Here is a 19,699-nt window from a genome sequence, read left to right on the forward strand (position 1 = left end):
ATTATCGGGATAAATTCACTTTCTGTTGTTACACTGTCAAAGATATTTTGACAATGAGATGTCGTTAACGGAGTTCACGATGATCAATATGCAACGGCTGGGGATCTTTGTCGCGGTAGTCGAGGCAGGCAGTTTCACAGGTGCAGCTCAGACACTCGGGTTAACTAAAGCCGTTGTGAGTTTCAATATTAAACATCTCGAAGAGGAGCTGGGTGTCTCGTTACTCATCAGGAGCACCAGACGCGTTTCAGCCACGGATACGGGTGAAAGATTTTATCATCGTTGCCTTCAGCTTCTTCAGGATGCGGAAAGCGTATTAGAGGATGTGAGAAGTGATCACGCTGGATTAAGCGGGACACTCCGGATCACAACCACTCTGGAATATGGCGCTCGTGTGATCGTCCCTGCCCTTGCTGGCTTTGCAGCCCAACACCCACAGTTACGCATACATCACGTCTCATCATCAAAAAACGACGACCTGATTGCCGGCCGCTTTGATGTGGCGATACGACTTGGGCATCTTGCCGATTCCAGTCATCACGCCCGCCTTATCGATCAGTTTGATATCCTGGCGGTCGCTGCACCTTGTTATCTCAACAGCCTGAATGAAGCGTCTATCCGGGATCTTTCACATCTCGCGTCAGCAAAATGGATTGCGCATAGCCGTTTATCGACGCCACTCAGCTGGCAGGTGATCACGCCCGAAGGCGAGTCTGTGCTGATGAGCGCATTTCAGCCTGCCATGATCACGGCTGACAGTGCCTCTTCTTTACTCGCTTTTGCTTTAGCCGGTGCTGGCGTGGCGATTCTGCCCGCCTGGCTGGTGCAGGATGAGATTGATAAAGGTGGATTAGTACGGCTACTGCCCGATCATCAATTCCCCCGTCAGGGAATTTACGCGCTCTACCCTAATACTCGTCATGTGCCAGAAAAAGTACGCGCGTTTATAGATTTCCTGCATGAACGTTTAGCGCTGTACAGCAGAAAATAAGCGCATCCATCACATTATTCTGATGGGCTAAGCGTTAATTTATCTCAACTGATTTAAATCCCATAAACTTTATTTTATGCAGGGCGGGAAGGTAAATATTTACTGTCTGGCTAATGACAATTCAGTTTAACGCAGGCGCATTACTTAATTCCCTGTCATGATAAATCACTGCTGCGCGATAATCTAAAAACTGGCGCTGGGGCTTGTCTTATTATCCCAACCCCAACCCCAACCCCAGCGCCTGCGGCTTCAGGCCCGGACCTGCGCCACACCCTGGTATGGCTCAGTCATTTGATGCACAGTATTAAGTAAAAATTAACGCCGTATAAATAATTCGCACAGTACCTTAATAACATAAGATTTTAATCTGGATGATTGCGGTTTATTCGCTGGCAGGAAAACAGGTCGCATGTTATTAAATTTGAATGTCGCGCTTAAATTCATTTGCATCCGGGAATTAAAACATGAAAAAGAGCTTATCCCTCGCATTACTGTTTTCGCTCACAACAGTTAGTCACGCGGCACTGGCGCAGCAGACCCTGCGCTTTGGCGTTGACCCTACGTTCCCACCGTTTGAATTCAAGGCGGCTGATGGATCATTGCAGGGCTTTGATGTTGATCTGGGCAATGCCATCTGCGTTCAGGCAAAGGTGAAGTGCCAGTGGGTGCAAATGGGTTTTGATAGCAGCATCCCTGCCCTTCAGGCGAAGAAATTTGATGCCATCCTGTCAGCGATGTCGATGACCGATAAGCGTCGTCAGCAGGTGGCTTTCAGCGATATGTTGTACAACACGCCCAGTGCTTTACTGGCACCGGCTGCCAGCACGCTGACGACTGATGTTGCCTCATTGCGCGGTAAGACGATCGGTGTGGCACAGGGCACCATCCAGGAAACCTATGCCAAAACCCAATGGGAGCCGGAGGGCGTTAAAGTCATCTCCTATCCTAACCAGATGGAAGTTTATCCGGATCTGGTCGCCGGGCGTCTTGATGGCAGCCTGGCCAATGCGGTCTCTGCTGAACAGGGATTCCTGACCTCAGCCGAAGGCAAGCCGTACGCCATCAAAGGGACCCTGGTGGATAAAGTGATTTTTGGTGATGGCGTGGGTATCGCGCTACGCAAAGGAGATGAGGCAAACCTGAAGATGATTAACACGGCACTGGCGGAGATGCATAAAAACGGGACTTATGACCAGCTCACCAAAAAATATTTTAAATTCAATGTTTATCCCTGATCCGCACAACGTGAAGAATCGCAGGAGTATGAAGACTATGGCGTTGCCCGAATACCACGTTCAGCGCGCGCGCTTTATGGCAGCGGCGCAGAGCAAAGGTGCTGAAACGACCTCTTATCCGCATCCTCTGCCTGGTCCTCTGGGAGAAGCCCTGTATACAGACGTGGCACGGATAGGACCGGCCAGCGCATCACGTCTGATGCTGGTCGTTTCCGGCACTCACGGCGTTGAAGGCTATTATGGTTCCGATTGCCAGATAGCCTGGCTCGAGACGCTGGATGAAAAAGCGTTGCCCGCTGATACCGCGCTGTTGCTGATTCATCTGCTCAATCCATGGGGCGCGGCGCATTTACGGCGCGTGAACGAAGACAATATTGATCTGAACCGTAACTTTATCGATTTCAGTCAGCCACCTCCTGCTAACCCGGATTATGCACAGTGGCACGATATTTATCATGGCGACCGTGCAAGCGCCGATCGGCAACTGGCCGACGCACTCGAGGGCGCGGGCTGGCAGGCGGTTAAACGTGTCACAGAAGCCGGACAGTATAGTTTTGCTGACGGCTTTTTTTTCGGCGGTGAGAAGCCCTGCTGGTCACACCTTACGATGGCGGCAATCGTTGAACAGCATCTCTCTGTGGTGAAAACCATCATCAGCTTTGACCTTCATACCGGGGCTGGCGCATGGGGGCATCCGATGCTGCTCTCTATTGCGGAGCAGCGTTATCCGGCGCATGACTGGGGCAAAGTCATTTACGGTGAGTGGCTGACCTTATTGTTTACTGGCGCCGGACGTGACAGCGTAACTGGTGTGACAGCAACGGCAACCGGCTATCTGTCGCACTATCTGCTGACATCGCTGGCTGACACCCGGATTTTGCCTCTGGTGGTGGAATGCGGGACTTACGATGGGCAGGATATGCATCAGCGGGTGCGTGAAGATCACTGGCTGCACCTCTATGGCGACCCTGCCAGTGCGGGCGGCCAGGTGATAAAGCAGCAACTGGTCGAGGGGTTCTGGCCAGAAGATGCGGACTGGCGTGCATTGGTGGCTTTCCGCACGCAGCAAATCTTTCTGCGCGGCTGGCGTGCCCTTGCAGACACGCCATGATGTCATAGTCTGCCGTAAAAGGTCATACGCGCGGTTTCTGACAACGCAATATCCGGCTGCGTATTGTAAGCCAGCACGGCCAGCATCCGGGTGACCTCGCCTTCAGTTGGGGTCACACGGTGCAGGGAATTACGGCCGCGAAACAGCACCAGATCCCCGGCATCTATCTCCAGCGCGTTAACGGTCTGGCGTTCTTCCAGCACTGTGTCGACACCGGCAAAGTTCATCTCACCGGCATCGGCATCCCGCAGATCTTTCACATACTGAAACACGCCGCCCGCGAGCGGTTTCTGCACCAGTAAGGTGATGGCAAATGAGGAGTTGTCGAAGTGCCAGCCCAGCTCCTGGCCGTGTGATGCATAGTGCAGGTTGATCGAGGAAAGCGGGTCAGCATAGGTATAGAGCGCTTTTTCACCCAGCACATCGCACAGGAAATGTTTGAACAGCTCATCATTATAAAGCTGGCGCAGCGGCGAGTCGGCAGCGATAACATCATCAGTGATGCAGCCTTTGGTGCTGATCACATCCCTGTTACGCGGATGCTCAGCACTGAAAGCGTCATCAGGTTTCATCAGATAGACATTGTGCTTGCTGCGGGTGTGATAAGCCTGGTGACGTTGTGCATTGCCCTCTTCGATGATCGCCTCTAAAGCGTGTGGTTTTAAAAACTGACGCAGTACCAGCGCGCCGGACTGGTTTAACTGCTCACGACAACGTTGACGCCAGCCATGATCGGCCAGTGGATGAAGATCGAGACGGACAAGGGAACCAAGCATAGCAACAATTCTCATGATGAGCAGGTGTGATGTTACTCTACCGGTCGCCTGCAACGCTGCGTAACGATAAAAACTTAATGCCCTGATAAGGAAGTGTTAATGCCTGCCCAATTGCCAAGGTTGCCAAAGATCAGTGTCATACAGTCATTTAAAGTGGCTGCCGAACTGGGCAGCCTGGCAAAAGCGGCCGCTCAACTGGCCTTAACCCCGGCGGCAGTCAGTCAGCAGATTCGCCAGCTGGAGGAGCAACTCGGCAGCGCCCTGTTTTTACGTACGCAGAGCGGCGTGATGCTGACCGAAACCGGAAAAGAGTATCTGCGCTATGTCACTGAGGCGTTTGATATTCTGCATCTCGGTCAGCAAAACATCCGCCATGCGGCCAGCGCGCCAAAACTCACCGTTTACACATTACCGGCGCTGGCGTCCAAATGGCTGTTGCCCCAGCTGGCGAGCTGGCGCGACCATTGCCCGAATATCGATCTCTCGTTACACGGTACGCATTCTCAGGTCGATTTCACCGCGATGCCCGCCGATTTTGTGATCTGCTTTGGTGAGGATCGTTACCCGCAGTCAGATAAGCTGAAGTTGTTTCATGATGACGTACTGCCGGTGGCCAGTCCTGCTCTGTTACATCGCTTTACGCCGGAAACGATCTTAAGCCAGGCGCCGCTGATCCACCTCGACTGGGGTAATGAAGGCCGTTTTCTGCCGGACTGGCGAAGCTGGTTTCAGGCTAAAGGCATGGACGAACCTCTGCCGCAGCCCGCATTCAGCTTTAATCTGACCTCGCTGGCGATTGATGCGGCCGTCGCGGGAGCTGGTGTGCTGCTGGGGCAGCGACGCCTTATCGCGGCGGAACTGGCGCGGGGCGACCTGGTGGTAGTGGATGATCTTTGCCTGCCGCTGAGCAAACCTTATTACCTTGTCTGGCCGCAACGCACCCTGAGCCAGCCAGGCAGTGAGGCGATGATCAGCTGGTTAAGCCAACTGGGCGCGAGCTGCGAATAGCCCGTCGCCGTGATCGGACTCGCCTGCGCCCGCCAGTCTGGAACCATCAGCGGGCACAGGGTCAGATTATCACTGCGCCACCAGGCGATCAGGTGTCATCATCTTTCCGCATTATCCTCAACAATCACCGCCACGCGTTGCCCTGCACGTACAGCGCTGCCTGGCTGCACGCTGACCTGCTGAACAATGCCGTCGCACGGCGCCAGAAGAGGGATCTCCATCTTCATCGACTCCAGCACCACCAGTGTATCGCCTTCCCGCACCCGGCTGCCCGCCGTCGCCTGCACCTGCCATAAATTGCCGGAAACCGGGCTTTCAACCCCCTGCTCGCCCGGCTGCAGCGGCGCGTCTCCGCCTTCATCGGCCACACTTTCCTGGCTGTCGAAATGGGCCTGCCCGCTGGCGATCCAGCGGTCACGTTCCGCATTGAATGCGGCTTGCTGGTGATCGCGAAACCGACCGATACTCTGCGCTTCACGGGCGAGGAAATCCTGATATTCCGCCAGCCGCAGCGTGCTGTGCTCGATGCGCAGCGGATAGCGACCGAGGGGAAAATCGCGGCGAATCTGCAACAGCTCACTGGCTGAAACCGGATAAAAACGGATCTGATCGAAAAAGCGCAGCAGCCAGGGTTTACCGCCAAAATCGGCGACTTCATGATACCGGTTCCACATCTGCAGCGTGCGGCCGACAAACTGATAGCCGCCTGGCCCCTCCATGCCATACACACACAGATAGGCACCGCCGATGCCAACCGAGTTTTCCGCCGTCCAGGTGCGGGCCGGGTTATATTTTGTCGTCACCAGCCGATGACGGGGATCCAGCGGCGTGGCGACCGGCGCGCCGAGGTAGACATCGCCCAGCCCCATCACCAGATAGCTGGCTTCAAAGACCGTGTTCCAGACAGCCTGCTCATCTGGCAGATCGTTTATACGGCGGATAAATTCAAGATTACTCGGGCACCACGGCGCATCCTGCCGCACGGTGGTCATATATTTTTCGATGGCCTTCTGACAGGCCGGATCGTCCCAGGAGAGCGGCAGATGCACCACGCGTGTGGGAACCTGAAGGTCATCACTAATGCAGACCCTCTCCCACTCACCGCGCACCCACATCAGCAGCACGTCGGGCGTCAGCGTCTCCGGCTGAAAGTGGATTTGCAGCGAGCGGATCCCCGGCGTGATATCAATAATGCCGTTGCGGGATTGCGCTTCCAGCGCCTGCATCAACGCATGAATGCGAAAACGTAACACCAGATCCAGTTCCGGCTCGCCAGCCTCCAGCAGCAGATGGATATCGCCAGAGAGGCGCGCCACCAGGCATTTATCCGCTGCGCCGCAGGTCATCACGATGGGCGAAATCAGCGGCGCAGGCTGCCAGTCTGTTTCCTGTGGCTGGAGCGTGGTCAGTTCGGTGCGTCGGCCCTCTGCCAGTCGGCGGGCGGTAGGAATATCCACCGCGACAAATTTCACTTTGTCACCGGCTTTGAGCTGTCCCAGTTGCCAGAGGTCAGCCTCGATTACCGTCACCGGGCAGACGAACCCGCCAAGGCTCGGGCCATCCGGCCCCAGAATCACCGGCATATCACCTGTAAAATCGACCGCGCCGATCGCGTACGGGTTGTCATGAATGTTTGAGGGGTGCAGCCCTGCTTCACCACCGCTGTCGCGGGTCCAGATTGGCTTTGGCCCGATCAGGCGAACGCCGGTGCGGCTGGAGTTAAAATGCACTTCCCATTCTGTGGCAAAAAACGTCTCGATATACTCCGGCGCAAAAAACTCAGGCGCACCGTGCGGACCATAAATGACGCGCAGCGTGCGCACCGTGGCAAGCTCTGTTTGCAGTCCGACGGGCAGTTCCGATCCGGTTGCGCTTGCAGAACGCGGAGCGAGATGCAGCACGTCACCACTACGCAGTGCCCGTCCGGCATGTCCGCCAAACTGACCAAGGGTAAAGGTGCTTTTGCTGCCTAAATAGTCCGGCACCTGAATGCCGCCGCTCAGACAGAGATAACTTCTGACGCCCGCGCCACTTATCGCGCCCAGCTTCAGCGTTGCCCCGGCCGGAATGGTAAAAACAGAATTCATTGACTGTCCGACGCCATCCAATGTGACAGTGAGCGGCGCGCCAGAGATCACCGCCTGAATCTCAGTGTTAAATTTCAGGGTGGGTCCATTCAGGGTGATTTCCAGCGCGGCGTCACCCTCCTCATTGCCCAGCAGACGGTTGCCCAGACGCAGTGCGCGATCGTCCATCGGCCCCGATGGCGGCACGCCTACCGCCCAGTATCCCAGACGTCCGGGATAGTCCTGAACGCTGGTCTGGGTTCCGGCACTCACCACTTCAACCGTTGCCGCCTGATAGGCGAGCTGCTCCAGGCAGCGGGTCCAGGGTTCGCCAGCCGTAAAGGGCGAGAAGGCCAGAATCTGCAACAGATAGAGACGATTGGTTTCTACGCCATAGAAACGGGTCTCCGCCAGCGCCTGTGCCAGGGTGGCGATGGCTTCCTCGCGAGTGGGGCGCCAGGTGATAACTTTTGCCAGCATCGGGTCGAAGAATGGCGGGACTTCGCAGCCGGCTTCCACCCAGCGGTCAATACGCAGGGTTTTACCGTCGGCTGCCGGAAAGAGAACTTCGGTTAACAGCCCGGGCGAAGGCTGGAACTGCCGCCCCGGATCTTCTGCGTAAATTCGCGCCTGCACGGCATGGCCCTGAGGATTCAGCGTGGCGGCTAACGCGTGAAGCGGAGGAAGATCGCCTGCTGCCAGCTCAATCATCCACTGCACCAGGTCAACACCCCACACCTGCTCCGTGACGCCATGTTCAACCTGCAGCCGGGTATTCACTTCAAGAAAATAGAACTGCTGCGCCCCGCTGTCATAGACAAACTCAACCGTTCCGGCGCTGCGATAGTTCACCGCTTTTCCCAGCGCGATAGCCGCCGCGCATAAAGCCTCCGCCATACCTGCGGGCAGATTCGGCGCTGGCGTCTCTTCGATCACTTTCTGGTTACGCCGCTGTACCGAGCAGTCGCGTACGCCCAGCGCGATTACCTCGCCCTTGCCGTCACCGAAAATCTGCACTTCAAGATGACGGGCGCGTTCGATATATTTTTCGAGAAATACCCCGGCATCGCTGAAGTTGTTCTGGCCGAGGCGCTGGACCGTTTCAAACGCCTCTGACAGCGCATTCGCATCACGACAGACACGCATACCGATGCCACCGCCGCCCGCGGTGCTTTTGAGCATTACCGGATAGCCGACCTTCTCTGCGGCGCGGCGGGCTTCACTGATATCTGCCAGCAGTTCACTGCCTTCCAGCAACGGCACCCCTTCGGCTTCCGCCAGCGCGCGGGCCGTGTGTTTCAGGCCAAAAGTCCGCAACTGCTGCGGTGTGGGGCCGACAAAAATCAGACCGGCAGCCTCGCACGCCTCAGCAAAGGCGGCGTTTTCCGAAAGGAAACCGTAGCCAGGATGAATCGCTTTCGCTCCGCTCTGCTGCGCGGCGGCGATGATCTTTTCCGTCACCAGATAGGTTTGTGCAGCCGGGCCTTCGCCAAGACTTAGCGCCACATCCGCCTCGCGGATATGTAAACTGCTCAGGTCGGCTTCGGAGTAAACGGCGACCCCTTTCACCTGCATGGCACGCAGCGTGCGCAGGATGCGACAGGCGATAGCACCGCGATTAGCAATCAGTAAGGTATCAAACATAAGCGAACTCTCAGGGATGCGGGTCGTCCCGCAAAATTCGATATTCCCTGGGGCCGTCCCCGGGGCTGACCGGCACGTAACAGGCGTACGCCGGTGGTGTGTTGAGAGGTCTGGCGCAAAAGGCTGAGAAACTCAGTCCCGCTTGTCGCCATGGCAACGCTGACTCAGTTCCACACCAGCACTTCGGCGGGCGTCGGGTTCCAGCCGTTACAGGGGTTATTCAGCTGCGGACAGTTGGAGATCAGCACCATCACATTGCATTCGGCTACCAGCTCAACGTATTTGCCGGGTGCCGATAGCCCGTCTTCAAAGGTCAGACCGCCTTCCGGCGTAACCGGAACGTTCATGAAAAAGTTGATGTTGGCACCGATATCACGTTTGTGAAGGCGGCCATCGTGCAGGCAGGCACAGAGAAAGTTATCCCGGCAGCTGTGCATGTAGCGCTTATCCTGGGCATAGCGCACGGTGTTGCTCTCCTGCGAGCAGGCTCCGCCCAGGGTATCGTGACGACCGCAGGTGTCGGCAACGATAGTCAGCAGCGGATTGCCGAGATTCGAATAGAGCACGCTGCCGGTGGTCAGATAGACGTTTCCCTGACGACGCAGCGTGCGCTGAGGATCGTAGCGTTCCCGCGGGTTATCGCTGTTATAGAACAGGGTATCAATTGCCTGATTCCCTTCGAGGTCGAGCAGGCGCAGCGTCTGCCCTTTTTTCACTTCGAACAGCCACGGCTCGCCTGCCGGTATCACGTGGCGATAGACGGCATCTTCAGGACGACGATCAGAGTTGATAAGGGTCATCGCAGCCTCCTTACAGGGCAAAAAGTTGGGTGTTATGAAGCGCGCGCTGGTTTTCACCACGCGTGACCATCGCTTCGCTGACGGCCTGCATATCGTCGGCCTGATACCAGCTCAGCTGAACCGGTCGCGGGAGATAGTCAGCGGCGGGATCCTGCGGATGTGGCAGCGCGGTCAGCACCATCAGCACGTCCATGGGTGCGTACAGTTCAGTGAAATCGCCGGCGCGGCTGTTGCCAGCGCTGAACCTGAAGCGGCCCTTATCATCAACCGTGACCTTGCTGAAAAAATTGACGACCATCAGCAGATCTTCCAGGCCCAGATCCCATTTGCCCATCTCAACCAGCAGATTATCTGTGCCGTTGCGGTAGAAGCCGTTGCGCAGCTCCTGATAGCGTCCGGCTCCATACTTATCGTGCGCTTCCGCCGCGTTGAGAACGCCGCCAAAAGGGTCGTGCCAGCCGCAGCTATCCGCCACAATCGCGGCCAGTACGCGTCCCATGTCGGAGTAGAAACAGTGCCCGGTGGTCAGGCGAGCCGTATGCTGGCCTTTCAGGGTATCCGGCAGATTCAGGCGTTCACTTTTCTCGTGGGGATTGAGCATCATCATGCTGACGTTCGCGCCGCCCTCGATGTCGGTCAGGCGCAGGATTTGCCCTTTGCGCAGAATCAGCGAGGTGTGCCCTCCGCCAGGCAGCTGCTCTTCGCGCAGGCTCGGAGCTGAATGAAAAAGTGCGGTCATTGAGCGGTCTCCTTGAGGGGATAAATGTTGTTTTTGTTGCGGGTTGCCAGCTGCGACAGCCGCGTTTCATTAAGCGGGATGTCGTAAGTGATACGCGCGCCCCAGGCATTGGGGGCCTGAGGATCGATGCGCACTTTGTCGAAAACCAGCAGCCGGGTGCCAAGATTGAAGCCTTCGGCAAGGTCGTGAGTGACCATAAACACCGTCATGCGGGTTTCGCTCCAGAGCTGGAGCAGCAGCGCATGCATATCTTTGCGGATGCCGGGGTCCAGCGCGCCGAAGGGCTCATCAAGCAGCAGTACGCGCGGCTGCATCACAAAAGCCTGCGCAATCGCCAGCCGCTGCTGCATCCCGCCCGAAAGCTGCGCCGGATATTTATCGAGAGAATGGCCCAGCCCGACTTTCTCCAGCATCTGTTTTGCCTGCTCACGGGCATGGCGTTTTCGGGTGCCAAACAGTCGGCCAGTAAACGGTGAAGCCGGAAGTTCGAGGCCAATGGCGACGTTATCCAGCACGTTGAGATGAGGGAAAACGGAGTAACGCTGAAACACCACGCCACGGCTGCGATCGGGTTCCGCGCGCAGCTGTTCGCCATCCAGTGTGATCGATCCCCGTGTCGGCTTTTCCTGACCCAGCAGCAGGCGTAAAAACGTCGACTTACCACAGCCGGACGCCCCCACCAGCGAGCAGAATTCACCTTCTTTGACCTGCAGATTGATGCGTTCCAGCACCACGTGGTCGCCATACTCCTGCCAGATATTTTTGATATCGATAAAACTCATTCCCGGCCTCCTTCCGCCCAGGGGAAACAGGCTTTGTGCAATTGACGCAGCGCGAGATCCATCAGCCACGCCAGCAGCGTGATCCAGATGACATAGGGAATGATCACATCCATCGCCATATAGCGACGAACCAGGAAAATGCGATAGCCCAGTCCGGCGGTTGCGGAAATCGCCTCGGCGGAGATCAGAAAGAGCCATGCGGATCCCAGCAACAGCCGCAGCGAGGTGATCAGCCGCGACAAGAGCTGCGGCAGCACAACCCGCAGCACCACCGTCCAGCTGTTCGCCCCCAGGGTTTGTGCTTTGATAAACAGCTCTGCGGGGATTTCCCGCGCCCGATGTTCAAGGTCGCGCGCCAGCATCGGCGTAATCCCGATAACAATCAGCATCACTTTTGACAGCTCATCCAGCCCGAAGACGATAAACAGCATCGGCAGGAGCGCCAGCGGTGGGATCATCGACATCACGGTCATAAAGGGTGACAGCGCCGCGCGACTCATCGGGAAGACGCCCGCAGCAACACCGATGCAGAGACCAATCAGTGAAGAGATCGCCAGGCCGGTCAGCAGACGGCTTAAGCTAATCCACGTATCCGCCCACAGCAGATATTCGCCGCTGCGCTTGTCCGGCGTGAAGGCCATCCGATCAATGGCGGCGATCATCTGTGACAGGCCGGGCAGCAGTTTGTCGTGTGGGTTGGCTTCAAGACGCACAGCCGAACTGATAAACCAGACGGCGATCAGCAGCACAAAAGGTAATAGCATCAGCGTCAGGCGCATTCCCTGCCGGGGATAGCGGTTGATGTGGCGCATGGCAAATACTCCTGAGATCGGTGATTACAGCTTGCCCGCAGCGGCCATCTTCAGATAGCTGTCGTCAAAGCGCAGTTTGATGTTCGCTGTATCACCGACGGTGATGTTGCCAGGGAAGCTCATGCCGATGAAGTCAGCGCTTTGTGCACCCTCGCCCAGTAATCCCTTATCAAAGGAGAACGCGGCGACGCGCTGCATGGTTTTCGCCAGATCGGGGGAAGAAACAAATGTCTGGGTTTCGGCTGGGGTCCAGAACAGGTGGGTGGTTTTCAGCTGCGCCTTGTATCCGGCGAGGTCAGTACCGGAATCGGCAGCCATCGCGCTCAGCGCCTGCGCATCTCCGGCCTGCATTTTCGCCATCATCTCAAACCAGGCCCCGGTCAGTGCCTTACCCAGCGCGGGGTTATCTTTCAGGGTCTCTGTATTCACCACCATCATGTCAATCAGTTCGCCCGGCACGGCCGAAGAGCTGAACACCTCTGTGGTTTGTGGGGTATTCTTGATCACTGAAAGCTGTGGATTCCAGGCAACCGCCGCCTGCACGCCGCTGGTACCAAAGGCGGAGACGATATCGGCATCGGAGGTGTTCACGACCTTAACGTCTTTTTCCTGTAAACCGGCCTTCTCCAGACCGCGAACCAGCAGGTAGTGCGAAACCGACAGCGCAGGAAGATAGACAGACATCCCTTTCAGGTCGCTGAGTTTTTTGTTTACGCCTTTCAGCACCACACCGTCATTGCCATCAGAGAAGCTGCCGGTGATCAGCGCCGTGGAATCAATGCCGCCCGCCGCAGGTATGGTCAGGGCATCCATGTTGGTCATGGTGCAGCCGTCGAACTGACCCGCGGTGTACTGGTTGATCGACTCGATATAGTCATTGAGCTGGGTGATATGAATTTTGATGCCGTATTTGCTGGCCCATTTATCGATGATTTTCTCGTTGCTGATGGTGCCCCAGGGCATCCAGCCCGCATAGATGGTCCAGCAGATATTGAACTCTTTTTTGACCGCGGCGAAAGATGGCGCGCTGACCAGCAGCGTCAGCGACAGAATAAGCGTCAGGAGGGGTGAATTCTTCATGGTTGACCTCTGGTTGGCACAAAAAAACGGGAGCAGCGCAAGACACCATTTGGTGCCGCTGTCTCCCGGGCTTTTGTCCCGCCGTGTAACCTCACAGAGGTCGCCAGCTCTCGGACCAGACATTCACCTGCGTGAACCGGAACCCTAGCCAGCTATTTGCTATCAATTGTGTCGAACGCTGCTTACTGTTCAGACTTCAGCAAATGGCGTGCCAGAAATTAACTTACGTAAAATCAGAGAAATAAAGAGAGCAGAATCCAGAAGGCACCGTGATGGTGAGTCAGTAACGGGCGTTGCACATAATCAGTGCCGGGCAGGCAAGAGATATCAGAACCCTCAGTCAGTCTCTTTTCGTACTCACATCTATGCCGGAATGCAGACCCGGACCGTGACGCCTGTCACTTATCGTTATATAATCCAATGCATAACGAATTTTGAGGATAGTTAATGAAGCGCTTCTGGCAGGCATGCACACTCGGTTTACTGATACTCCTTCCGCTCTTTTCCCAGGCATCGCGCCAGATAACCGATCAGACTGGCCGCCAGGTCACGATTCCTGACCGTGTTGATCGTATTGTGGTGCTTCAGCATCAGACGCTTAACCTGCTGGTGCAGATGAACGCGACCGATAAAATCGTCGGTGTGATGGCGAACTGGAAGCAGCAGCTTGGCGACAGCTATGCCCGCCTGGCTCCTGAGCTGAATCAGAAAGCGACACTGGGGGATCTGACGCATGTTGATCCCGAAAAACTGGTGGCGCTGCATCCGCAGGTGGTGTTTGTGACCAACTATGCGCCGCATGAGATGATCGACAGCATTACCGCGCTGGGCATTCCGGTGGTGGCTATCTCACTGCGTCATGACGAGCCGGGTGAAAAGGCAAAAATGAACCCCTCTATCCGCGATGAGGAAATGGCCTATGACAAAGGACTGCGTGAAGGGATTACGCTTATCGGCGAGATCATCAATAAACCGGCAGAAGCAAAAGCGCTGATTACGGCCACCGATGAGGGCCGCAAAATCGTCAGCGATCGCCTGAAAGATGTTCCGGCGGAAAAACGCATTCGCGCCTATATGGCGAACCCGGAACTGACCACCTACGGATCAGGGAAATATACCGGCCTGATGATGCTGCATGCGGGCGCGGTCAACGTCGCCGCAGCGACTGTAAAGGGATTCAAAACCGTGTCGATGGAGCAGGTCATCGCCTGGGATCCGCAGGTGATTTTTGTGCAGGACCGTTATCCCTCCGTCGTGAATGAAATCAACAGTTCACCACAGTGGCAGGCTATCGACGCGGTAAAAAATCATCGTGTCTGGCTGATGCCGGACTACGCCAAAGCATGGGGTTATCCAATGCCGGAAGCGATGGGGATTGGCGAATTGTGGATGGCGAAAAAACTCTATCCGCAGAAATTTCAGGATGTGGACATGAATAAGCTGGCCAATAAGTGGTATCAGCGCTTCTATCGCACCGCTTATCAGGGAACAGAGTGATGCGCGTACTGGCGGCGGGCAGCCTGAAAGCGGTCTGGCCCGCGCTGATGGCGTACTTTCCTGAGCCAGTTGAAACCCGGTTTGGCCCCGCCGGTTTGCTTCGCGAACGGATTGAAGCCGGTGAGCCCTGCGATCTCTTTGCTTCAGCCAGTGAGGAGCATCCGCAAAAATTGCTGAACGCTGGGCGAGCGCTGGCAGTCATACCGTTCACAACTAATAAACTCTGCATCACGGTTCGCAGCGATCGGCTACAGGCGGGAGACGACTGGTATCAGCTAGTGACCCGCGACACACTGCGGATCGCAACCTCTACGCCCACAGCCGATCCCTCTGGCGACTACGCGCAGGCCCTTTTCACCCGGATGGGCAAAGCCGGTGAAGCGGTGCGCCAGCGCGCAAAGGCACTGGTGGGTGGGCGCGACTCTGCACCGATTCCCGCAGGCATGCTGGCGGCAGAATGGATTATCCTCGATGATCAGGCGGATCTGTTTATCGGTTATGCCAGCCATCGGGCTGCCCTGAGCCAGATTGCCGGGCTGAAAGTCGTTGATATCCCTGCGGCTTTCAATTCTGTTGCGCGCTACGCCTGTGCAGTCATTACGCCAGAGGCGCGTCGGCTGGCGGATTTTTTAGAATCGGAGCAGGCAAAAAAGGTACTGCGGGAAGCGGGGTTTGGCGGGGAGTAAATGCCTTTTCTGTCGCGGATGTCTTTGCGCCCTGTCAGCATGTCGCTTTAAGGGCGCGAAACACCGCTCATTAAAGCTTAGCGAAATCCACCTTAAGCTTGTGACTGATATGTTCAGCCTGCTCGGTGGCACTATCAGCCTCGCCAGTCAGGATAAAAGCGATCGCGAAGGCGAAATCAAACGCCGCGCCCAGATCCTGTCCACTCAGCAGATTGCCATCTTTCACTACCGAGGCATTAACGTAAACGCCATCGGTGACACCTTCTGATGACGTCCCAGAACTGACATAGCGACGCCCCCTTAAAAGACCCTGTGGCGCCAGCACTCTGGCCGCTGCGGAGCAGATTGGGCAGACCAGGCGGCCCGCCTCATCATGGCGGCGAATAAAATCTATCACTGCCGCATTTGCCGCCAGATTTTTGCTGCCGTCAGGACCACCCGGCACAATCACCGCATCAAACAGCCTGTCCCGATTCGCCTCCAGCAGCTCATCGGCGACAACCTTCACATGATGATAACTGTTCACTTCGCGATAGGGCTGACAGGCCAGAGTTGTAACCTGAACGCCCAGACGTGAAAGGATGTCGAGAGTGATAATAGCCTCAGCTTCTTCAAAGCCAGGGGCAAGCAGCAGAGCAACATTCTTATCCATGAAAATTCCTTTTTAATTGGTGTGGATGAAGCAGAGAGCGTTTAATCCTGGTCTGTGCAGGCGCACCCTTTACTGATCCGAATCAAGTCTGAGCAGGGTTTTTAAACGGCAGCGGGCGACACTACCGTGGTGCGTCATGAAGTAAGTGCGCTTAAAACTCTTCCGGCTCGCCCGGCAGTGGCTCGGTCAGTTCCTGCCCCTTTACACCGGCATAGGTAATCACCAGTTCGGCTGGCTCATCCAGGGTGTAACCGCGATGCGCGCTGTTGACCGTCTCATTGAGGGCTTCACCCGCATGGAAGGTGCGCTGTTCGCCGCTCTCTTTATCCTCAACAATCAGGGTGCCGGAAAGAATAAACGCCGCATTCGGCATTGGATGGGTATGCCAGGGCAATGACGTATGGGCAGGTAGCGAGAGCCGCATAACGGTCAGCTCAGGTTCGCCGGTGGGATAGGCCTCAAGAACGTCACCGTTCCAGGCCTGGCTGCTGCGCATCACTTCAACCGCGTTAATCCTGTTATCTTGCTTCGACATGGTTAATCCCTGTTAATAATCAATAGAATGCCAGTAGTGACCGATAAGTAAGCTTAGAAGAAAACTGTGTTGATGCCCGCCTGCGTTTTAATAAGCTTGTTAACAGGAATTTTCCGCCAGCGAATACTGGGATGAAAACCGGCCATTAGCGGACTGGCTGAATGACTGATTAATTAATGTTCAATATTTGCGTTGTGGTTATAAGATATATTCCTCAGTCAGTACGCAACCTGTGAGTTCTGTATTATCTTTGAAGCCATCAACCACCTGAGGGATTTCTGATAATGAAAGGTCTGTTTACGGCATTACTCGCCAGTTCTGTTCTACTATTATCCGCCTGCTCAAAAGATGACGATAACAAAGTTAAAGTAGCGATTAATACCGGGCCTGATGAAGCAATCTGGCAGGTGGTAAAGCAGGTGGCGAAGGATAAATATAAGCTGGATGTCGAAGTACTTAACTTCAATGACTATGTACTGCCAAATGAAGCGCTGAATAACAAAGAAGTCGATGCAAACGCCTTCCAGAGCCTGCCTTATCTGGAATCACAGTCTAAAGAGCGCGGCTATAAGTTTGCGGTAGTGGGTAAAACGTTCGTCTTCCCGATTGCTGCCTATTCGCACAAAATTAAGAACATCAGTGAGCTGCAGAATGGTGCCACTATCACCATCTCTAACGAAGCCACCACGCTGGGACGCAGCCTGCTGCTGCTGCAGGCGCAGGGTCTGATTAAACTCAAACCGGATGTGGGTTATTTGCCGACCTCACTGGATATCATCGAAAATCCAAAAAATCTGAAGCTGGTTGAAGTGGACACCCCACAGCTGACCCGCACCTTAGACGATCCCAACGTGACCCTGTCGATCATTAATACTAATTTCTCGGCTCAGGCTGGATTATCAGCGCACCGCGATGGCTTATTTATGGAAAGTGCCTCATCGCCTTACGTCAATGCGCTGGTATCACGTGAAGATAATAAAGACAGCGATAAAATTCAGAAGCTGAAGTCTGCGCTGCAGTCACCGGAAGTCGCGGCCAAAGCCGAAGAAGTTTACAAGGGTGATGCGATTAAAGGCTGGTAATTCGCCTGATAATCGATCATTAACGATCCAAAAAGGCCGCACTCTGTTGCGGCCTTTTTTTATATCTGCACTTTTACAGGCACATCTGCCAGCACTTATACATCCGCGCCAGCCCGCAAGATCACAGGAACGGTTACGCGGCTGCGCCTTTTGGCTGAGCAGAGAGATGCCCTGCCCACAGACTGGCGACCCATTTCACCCCTTTAGACGTAAAACGTGCCTGAGAGAAAGCGTGCTGATTTTCACCCGTGCCGGTATGCAGCGTAAAGTAGCCGGCCTGCATATGGTAGTGCTGCGGCGTCAGGGTGCCTTTTGCGCGATACATGATGTTGCGCTCCAGCAGAAACTGGCGAAACTCCGGTTCTTTCACTTTCAGCATTTTGCAGAGCTGCCGAAAGCCCAGCGAGTCATCAACCTCAACGAAGTTATCAAAGAACGCCGCCTTGGGTGCCGAGAGAGCCAGCTGCTGCTCCGCCGCCTGACGCTGTTCAAACTGCTCAGCCCAGGCGCGAGCGGCTTCAGCCGGATTGGTAAAGTCAGGCAGATGGGTCGTCTTCTCGCGGTCCTGCCAGCGATCCAGCACTTCTGCAGTGAAGCCTGGCGACAGGCGTGCCACGGCCAGCAGCGAGTCACGCTTGCACAGACGGTACTCCTGACGCACTTCCCCTTCCCGCTCATACTCATTCACGCTGAGCGGCTGGGAGAGACGCTGAGCCGTCTCCAGACTTTTGATTAACCGCTTCACTTCTCCGTGTGTAATACCGGTCATCTGAGCCAGTTCACGACTGCTCATTGTGACCGATTGTTCCAGAGATTTGAGGCTTTCAGTTGAAATCATCATGGGTTCACCCCTCGCTAACGCTACCAATACCCGGCGGGCAGTCGATTAATTATACAAACACCTGTTCAAATATCCAGTATTTTATTTAAGCAATAACGTAACTGGAAGCTGTTACGCAAACAACAGGGTGTGAGGCGGTTTGGCGGGCTGAAGCGTGCGTGTGGAATACCTTGCAGGAGACGTTGCAGGCTTTTGCTGCAGCATAAGCGGGTAAGCCATCGCTCAGTTATTTACATATAATCACAATGATGGACACAGACTCTTTACATTACAGTATAGTGAAGGCTGTCAGCAGGTTACTGGCCTGCCGGGCGCACTATTTTTGATTCGGGGTGCAGAGGCGCAATCTGGCCCGTTACCACTGGATGTCACCTTTTACTGGAGTAAGTCATGCAGCCGTTGAAAGTCGCCTTTATTAAAGCTAACTGGCACAGCGAAATCGTTTCTCAGGTTCTGACAGGATTCGAACAGGAACTGGAAAGCCGCGGTACCTCATATGAGATTAAAACATGGGATGTTCCGGGCGCTTTTGAAATGCCGCTGCTGGCGCAACGCCTGGCGCAGACTGGCAACTACGATGCGATTGTCTGTGCAGCACTGGTGGTGGATGGCGGCATCTATCGCCATGATTTTGTCGCGCAGGCTGTGGTAAGTGGTCTGATGCAGGCACAGCTGGCAACCAATGTGCCCGTCTTCTCGGTGTCACTCACGCCGCATAATTTCCAGCCATCGGCCGAGTTTATCGACTTCTATACTCAGCATTTCGTGAAAAAAGGTCAGGAAGCGGCGCGTGCCGTCTGCCAGATTCACGCCCTGGAACTCTGATACGACTGTAACGAATGCTGACAATGCGTTTGCCTGCGCTGTTAAGGAGAGAAAGTTGGAAAATACACGTCCGCCTCTACCGCCATTTACCCTGGCTGCACAGGCGATTGAAAAAGTCCGGCTGGCTGAGGATGGCTGGAACAGCCGGGATGCGGAGCGGGTCGCTCTGGCCTATTCAGCGGACAGCAAATGGCGCAATCGCGATACCTTTCTGACCGGCCGGGCAGAAATTATCGCCTTCCTGCAGCAAAAATGGCAGCGGGAGCAGCAGTATCGGCTGATTAAAGAGTTGTGGAGTTTTGACCAGAACCGGATTGCGGTGCGGTTCGCCTATGAATGGCATGACCAGCAACGGCAGTGGTATCGCTCATATGGCAACGAGAACTGGGCCTTTGATGAGCAGGGTTTAATGCAGCAGCGTTATGCCAGCATCAACGATCTGAAAATCAGTGAAGAACAGCGGCTGTTTCACTGGCCGCAGGGCCGACGCCCTCACGACCATCCTTCACTGAGCGAACTGGGCTTATAGCGCCAGCC

Annotated in this window: 19 protein-coding genes and 1 riboswitch; of the genes, 9 read left to right on the top strand and 10 right to left on the bottom strand. The window is 55.4% G+C overall.

Features of this window, described 5'->3' with window-relative positions:
* Window positions 1-79 precede the first annotated feature (79 nt).
* From OK409_RS20045 to OK409_RS20055, 3 genes are all read left to right on the top strand, one after another.
* Window positions 80-991, top strand: a complete 912-nt coding sequence (locus tag OK409_RS20045; protein WP_122459806.1) for a LysR family transcriptional regulator — start codon at window positions 80-82, stop codon at window positions 989-991.
* A 464-nt stretch (window positions 992-1,455) separates the two neighbouring features.
* The gene (locus OK409_RS20050) at window positions 1,456-2,226 is read left to right on the top strand and encodes a transporter substrate-binding domain-containing protein (RefSeq protein WP_264367396.1); all 771 of its coding nucleotides are present in this window, start codon (window positions 1,456-1,458) and stop codon (window positions 2,224-2,226) included.
* Between the two features lie 37 nt (window positions 2,227-2,263).
* Complete coding sequence (locus tag OK409_RS20055) at window positions 2,264-3,337, top strand: M14 family metallopeptidase (RefSeq protein WP_264367397.1); 1,074 nt, start codon at window positions 2,264-2,266, stop codon at window positions 3,335-3,337.
* Window positions 3,338-3,339: 2 nt separating this feature from the next.
* On the opposite strand, the gene OK409_RS20060 is transcribed toward OK409_RS20055, so the two are convergent.
* The gene (locus OK409_RS20060) at window positions 3,340-4,113 is read right to left on the bottom strand and encodes a 2OG-Fe(II) oxygenase family protein (protein WP_264367398.1); all 774 of its coding nucleotides are present in this window, start codon (window positions 4,111-4,113) and stop codon (window positions 3,340-3,342) included.
* Between the two features lie 99 nt (window positions 4,114-4,212).
* On the opposite strand from OK409_RS20060, the gene OK409_RS20065 reads away from it, so the two are divergent.
* Window positions 4,213-5,121: a LysR substrate-binding domain-containing protein gene (locus OK409_RS20065; RefSeq protein WP_010670351.1), complete on the top strand. Its 909-nt coding sequence runs from the start codon at window positions 4,213-4,215 to the stop codon at window positions 5,119-5,121.
* A gap of 98 nt (window positions 5,122-5,219) precedes the next feature.
* Here the strand turns inward: OK409_RS20065 and uca are convergent, their stop codons facing one another.
* The 6 genes from uca to OK409_RS20095 all read right to left on the bottom strand — a co-directional run bounded on the left by uca (window position 5,220) and on the right by OK409_RS20095 (window position 13,044).
* Complete coding sequence (gene uca, locus OK409_RS20070) at window positions 5,220-8,831, bottom strand: urea carboxylase (RefSeq protein WP_264367399.1); 3,612 nt, start codon at window positions 8,829-8,831, stop codon at window positions 5,220-5,222.
* 164 nt (window positions 8,832-8,995) lie between these two features.
* The gene (locus OK409_RS20075) at window positions 8,996-9,631 is read right to left on the bottom strand and encodes an urea amidolyase associated protein UAAP2 (RefSeq protein ID WP_010670353.1); all 636 of its coding nucleotides are present in this window, start codon (window positions 9,629-9,631) and stop codon (window positions 8,996-8,998) included.
* Window positions 9,632-9,641: 10 nt separating this feature from the next.
* On the bottom strand, window positions 9,642-10,370 hold the full coding sequence (locus OK409_RS20080) for an urea amidolyase associated protein UAAP1 (RefSeq protein WP_256843843.1): 729 nt from the start codon (window positions 10,368-10,370) through the stop codon (window positions 9,642-9,644).
* Complete coding sequence (locus OK409_RS20085; RefSeq protein WP_129063356.1) at window positions 10,367-11,152, bottom strand: ABC transporter ATP-binding protein; 786 nt, start codon at window positions 11,150-11,152, stop codon at window positions 10,367-10,369. The genes OK409_RS20080 and OK409_RS20085 overlap by 4 nt, the downstream gene beginning before the upstream one ends.
* Window positions 11,149-11,964: an ABC transporter permease gene (locus tag OK409_RS20090; RefSeq protein ID WP_264367400.1), complete on the bottom strand. Its 816-nt coding sequence runs from the start codon at window positions 11,962-11,964 to the stop codon at window positions 11,149-11,151. Before OK409_RS20090 ends, OK409_RS20085 begins: the two co-directional genes overlap by 4 nt.
* Window positions 11,965-11,988: 24 nt before the next feature.
* A complete protein-coding gene (locus OK409_RS20095; RefSeq protein ID WP_264367401.1) occupies window positions 11,989-13,044 on the bottom strand; it encodes a putative urea ABC transporter substrate-binding protein in 1,056 nt (351 codons plus the stop codon).
* 60 nt (window positions 13,045-13,104) lie between these two features.
* Window positions 13,105-13,203: riboswitch (guanidine-I (ykkC/yxkD leader) on the bottom strand.
* Window positions 13,204-13,491: 288 nt separating this feature from the next.
* Here OK409_RS20095 and OK409_RS20100 point away from each other — a divergent pair.
* Both OK409_RS20100 and OK409_RS20105 read left to right on the top strand, forming a co-directional pair.
* A complete protein-coding gene (locus OK409_RS20100; RefSeq protein WP_158132318.1) occupies window positions 13,492-14,541 on the top strand; it encodes an ABC transporter substrate-binding protein in 1,050 nt (349 codons plus the stop codon).
* Window positions 14,541-15,227: a molybdate ABC transporter substrate-binding protein gene (locus OK409_RS20105; protein ID WP_264367402.1), complete on the top strand. Its 687-nt coding sequence runs from the start codon at window positions 14,541-14,543 to the stop codon at window positions 15,225-15,227. The genes OK409_RS20100 and OK409_RS20105 overlap by 1 nt, the downstream gene beginning before the upstream one ends.
* Before the next feature lie 70 nt (window positions 15,228-15,297).
* Here the strand turns inward: OK409_RS20105 and OK409_RS20110 are convergent, their stop codons facing one another.
* Complete coding sequence (locus OK409_RS20110) at window positions 15,298-15,879, bottom strand: DJ-1/PfpI family protein (RefSeq protein ID WP_010670359.1); 582 nt, start codon at window positions 15,877-15,879, stop codon at window positions 15,298-15,300.
* Window positions 15,880-16,030: 151 nt separating this feature from the next.
* Window positions 16,031-16,414, bottom strand: a complete 384-nt coding sequence (locus OK409_RS20115; protein ID WP_264367403.1) for a cupin domain-containing protein — start codon at window positions 16,412-16,414, stop codon at window positions 16,031-16,033.
* 284 nt (window positions 16,415-16,698) lie between these two features.
* On the opposite strand from OK409_RS20115, the gene OK409_RS20120 reads away from it, so the two are divergent.
* Window positions 16,699-17,496, top strand: coding sequence for a MetQ/NlpA family ABC transporter substrate-binding protein (locus OK409_RS20120; RefSeq protein ID WP_010247110.1), 798 nt, complete (start codon window positions 16,699-16,701; stop codon window positions 17,494-17,496).
* 133 nt (window positions 17,497-17,629) lie between these two features.
* On the opposite strand, the gene OK409_RS20125 is transcribed toward OK409_RS20120, so the two are convergent.
* On the bottom strand, window positions 17,630-18,337 hold the full coding sequence (locus OK409_RS20125) for a phage antirepressor KilAC domain-containing protein (protein ID WP_010247108.1): 708 nt from the start codon (window positions 18,335-18,337) through the stop codon (window positions 17,630-17,632).
* Window positions 18,338-18,727: 390 nt separating this feature from the next.
* Between OK409_RS20125 and OK409_RS20130 the strand changes: the two genes are divergently transcribed.
* Window positions 18,728-19,162: a 6,7-dimethyl-8-ribityllumazine synthase gene (locus tag OK409_RS20130; RefSeq protein WP_010247107.1), complete on the top strand. Its 435-nt coding sequence runs from the start codon at window positions 18,728-18,730 to the stop codon at window positions 19,160-19,162.
* Window positions 19,163-19,217: 55 nt separating this feature from the next.
* The gene (locus OK409_RS20135; RefSeq protein ID WP_167433064.1) at window positions 19,218-19,691 is read left to right on the top strand and encodes a DUF1348 family protein; all 474 of its coding nucleotides are present in this window, start codon (window positions 19,218-19,220) and stop codon (window positions 19,689-19,691) included.
* The last annotated feature ends 8 nt before the right edge of the window (window positions 19,692-19,699 follow it).

The sequence above is a fragment of the Pantoea sp. RG18 genome (assembly GCF_025910075.1).
In the GTDB taxonomy this organism is placed as follows: Bacteria; Pseudomonadota; Gammaproteobacteria; order Enterobacterales; family Enterobacteriaceae; genus Pantoea; species Pantoea agglomerans.

Bases quoted from the DNA above. Each gene is read 5' to 3' on its own strand.
- uca (WP_264367399.1), bottom strand. From the start codon at position 8,831: ATGTTTGATACCTTACTGATTGCTAATCGCGGTGCTATCGCCTGTCGC.
- OK409_RS20120 (WP_010247110.1), top strand. From the start codon at position 16,699: ATGAAAGGTCTGTTTACGGCATTACTCGCCAGTTCTGTTCTACTATTA.
- OK409_RS20065 (WP_010670351.1), top strand. From the start codon at position 4,213: ATGCCTGCCCAATTGCCAAGGTTGCCAAAGATCAGTGTCATACAGTCA.
- OK409_RS20125 (WP_010247108.1), bottom strand. From the start codon at position 18,337: ATGATGATTTCAACTGAAAGCCTCAAATCTCTGGAACAATCGGTCACA.
- OK409_RS20110 (WP_010670359.1), bottom strand. From the start codon at position 15,879: ATGGATAAGAATGTTGCTCTGCTGCTTGCCCCTGGCTTTGAAGAAGCT.
- OK409_RS20080 (WP_256843843.1), bottom strand. From the start codon at position 10,370: ATGACCGCACTTTTTCATTCAGCTCCGAGCCTGCGCGAAGAGCAGCTG.
- OK409_RS20130 (WP_010247107.1), top strand. From the start codon at position 18,728: ATGCAGCCGTTGAAAGTCGCCTTTATTAAAGCTAACTGGCACAGCGAA.
- OK409_RS20115 (WP_264367403.1), bottom strand. From the start codon at position 16,414: ATGTCGAAGCAAGATAACAGGATTAACGCGGTTGAAGTGATGCGCAGC.
- OK409_RS20085 (WP_129063356.1), bottom strand. From the start codon at position 11,152: ATGAGTTTTATCGATATCAAAAATATCTGGCAGGAGTATGGCGACCAC.
- OK409_RS20075 (WP_010670353.1), bottom strand. From the start codon at position 9,631: ATGACCCTTATCAACTCTGATCGTCGTCCTGAAGATGCCGTCTATCGC.
- OK409_RS20100 (WP_158132318.1), top strand. From the start codon at position 13,492: ATGAAGCGCTTCTGGCAGGCATGCACACTCGGTTTACTGATACTCCTT.
- OK409_RS20105 (WP_264367402.1), top strand. From the start codon at position 14,541: ATGCGCGTACTGGCGGCGGGCAGCCTGAAAGCGGTCTGGCCCGCGCTG.
- OK409_RS20055 (WP_264367397.1), top strand. From the start codon at position 2,264: ATGGCGTTGCCCGAATACCACGTTCAGCGCGCGCGCTTTATGGCAGCG.
- OK409_RS20050 (WP_264367396.1), top strand. From the start codon at position 1,456: ATGAAAAAGAGCTTATCCCTCGCATTACTGTTTTCGCTCACAACAGTT.
- OK409_RS20090 (WP_264367400.1), bottom strand. From the start codon at position 11,964: ATGCGCCACATCAACCGCTATCCCCGGCAGGGAATGCGCCTGACGCTG.
- OK409_RS20095 (WP_264367401.1), bottom strand. From the start codon at position 13,044: ATGAAGAATTCACCCCTCCTGACGCTTATTCTGTCGCTGACGCTGCTG.
- OK409_RS20045 (WP_122459806.1), top strand. From the start codon at position 80: ATGATCAATATGCAACGGCTGGGGATCTTTGTCGCGGTAGTCGAGGCA.
- OK409_RS20060 (WP_264367398.1), bottom strand. From the start codon at position 4,113: ATGCTTGGTTCCCTTGTCCGTCTCGATCTTCATCCACTGGCCGATCAT.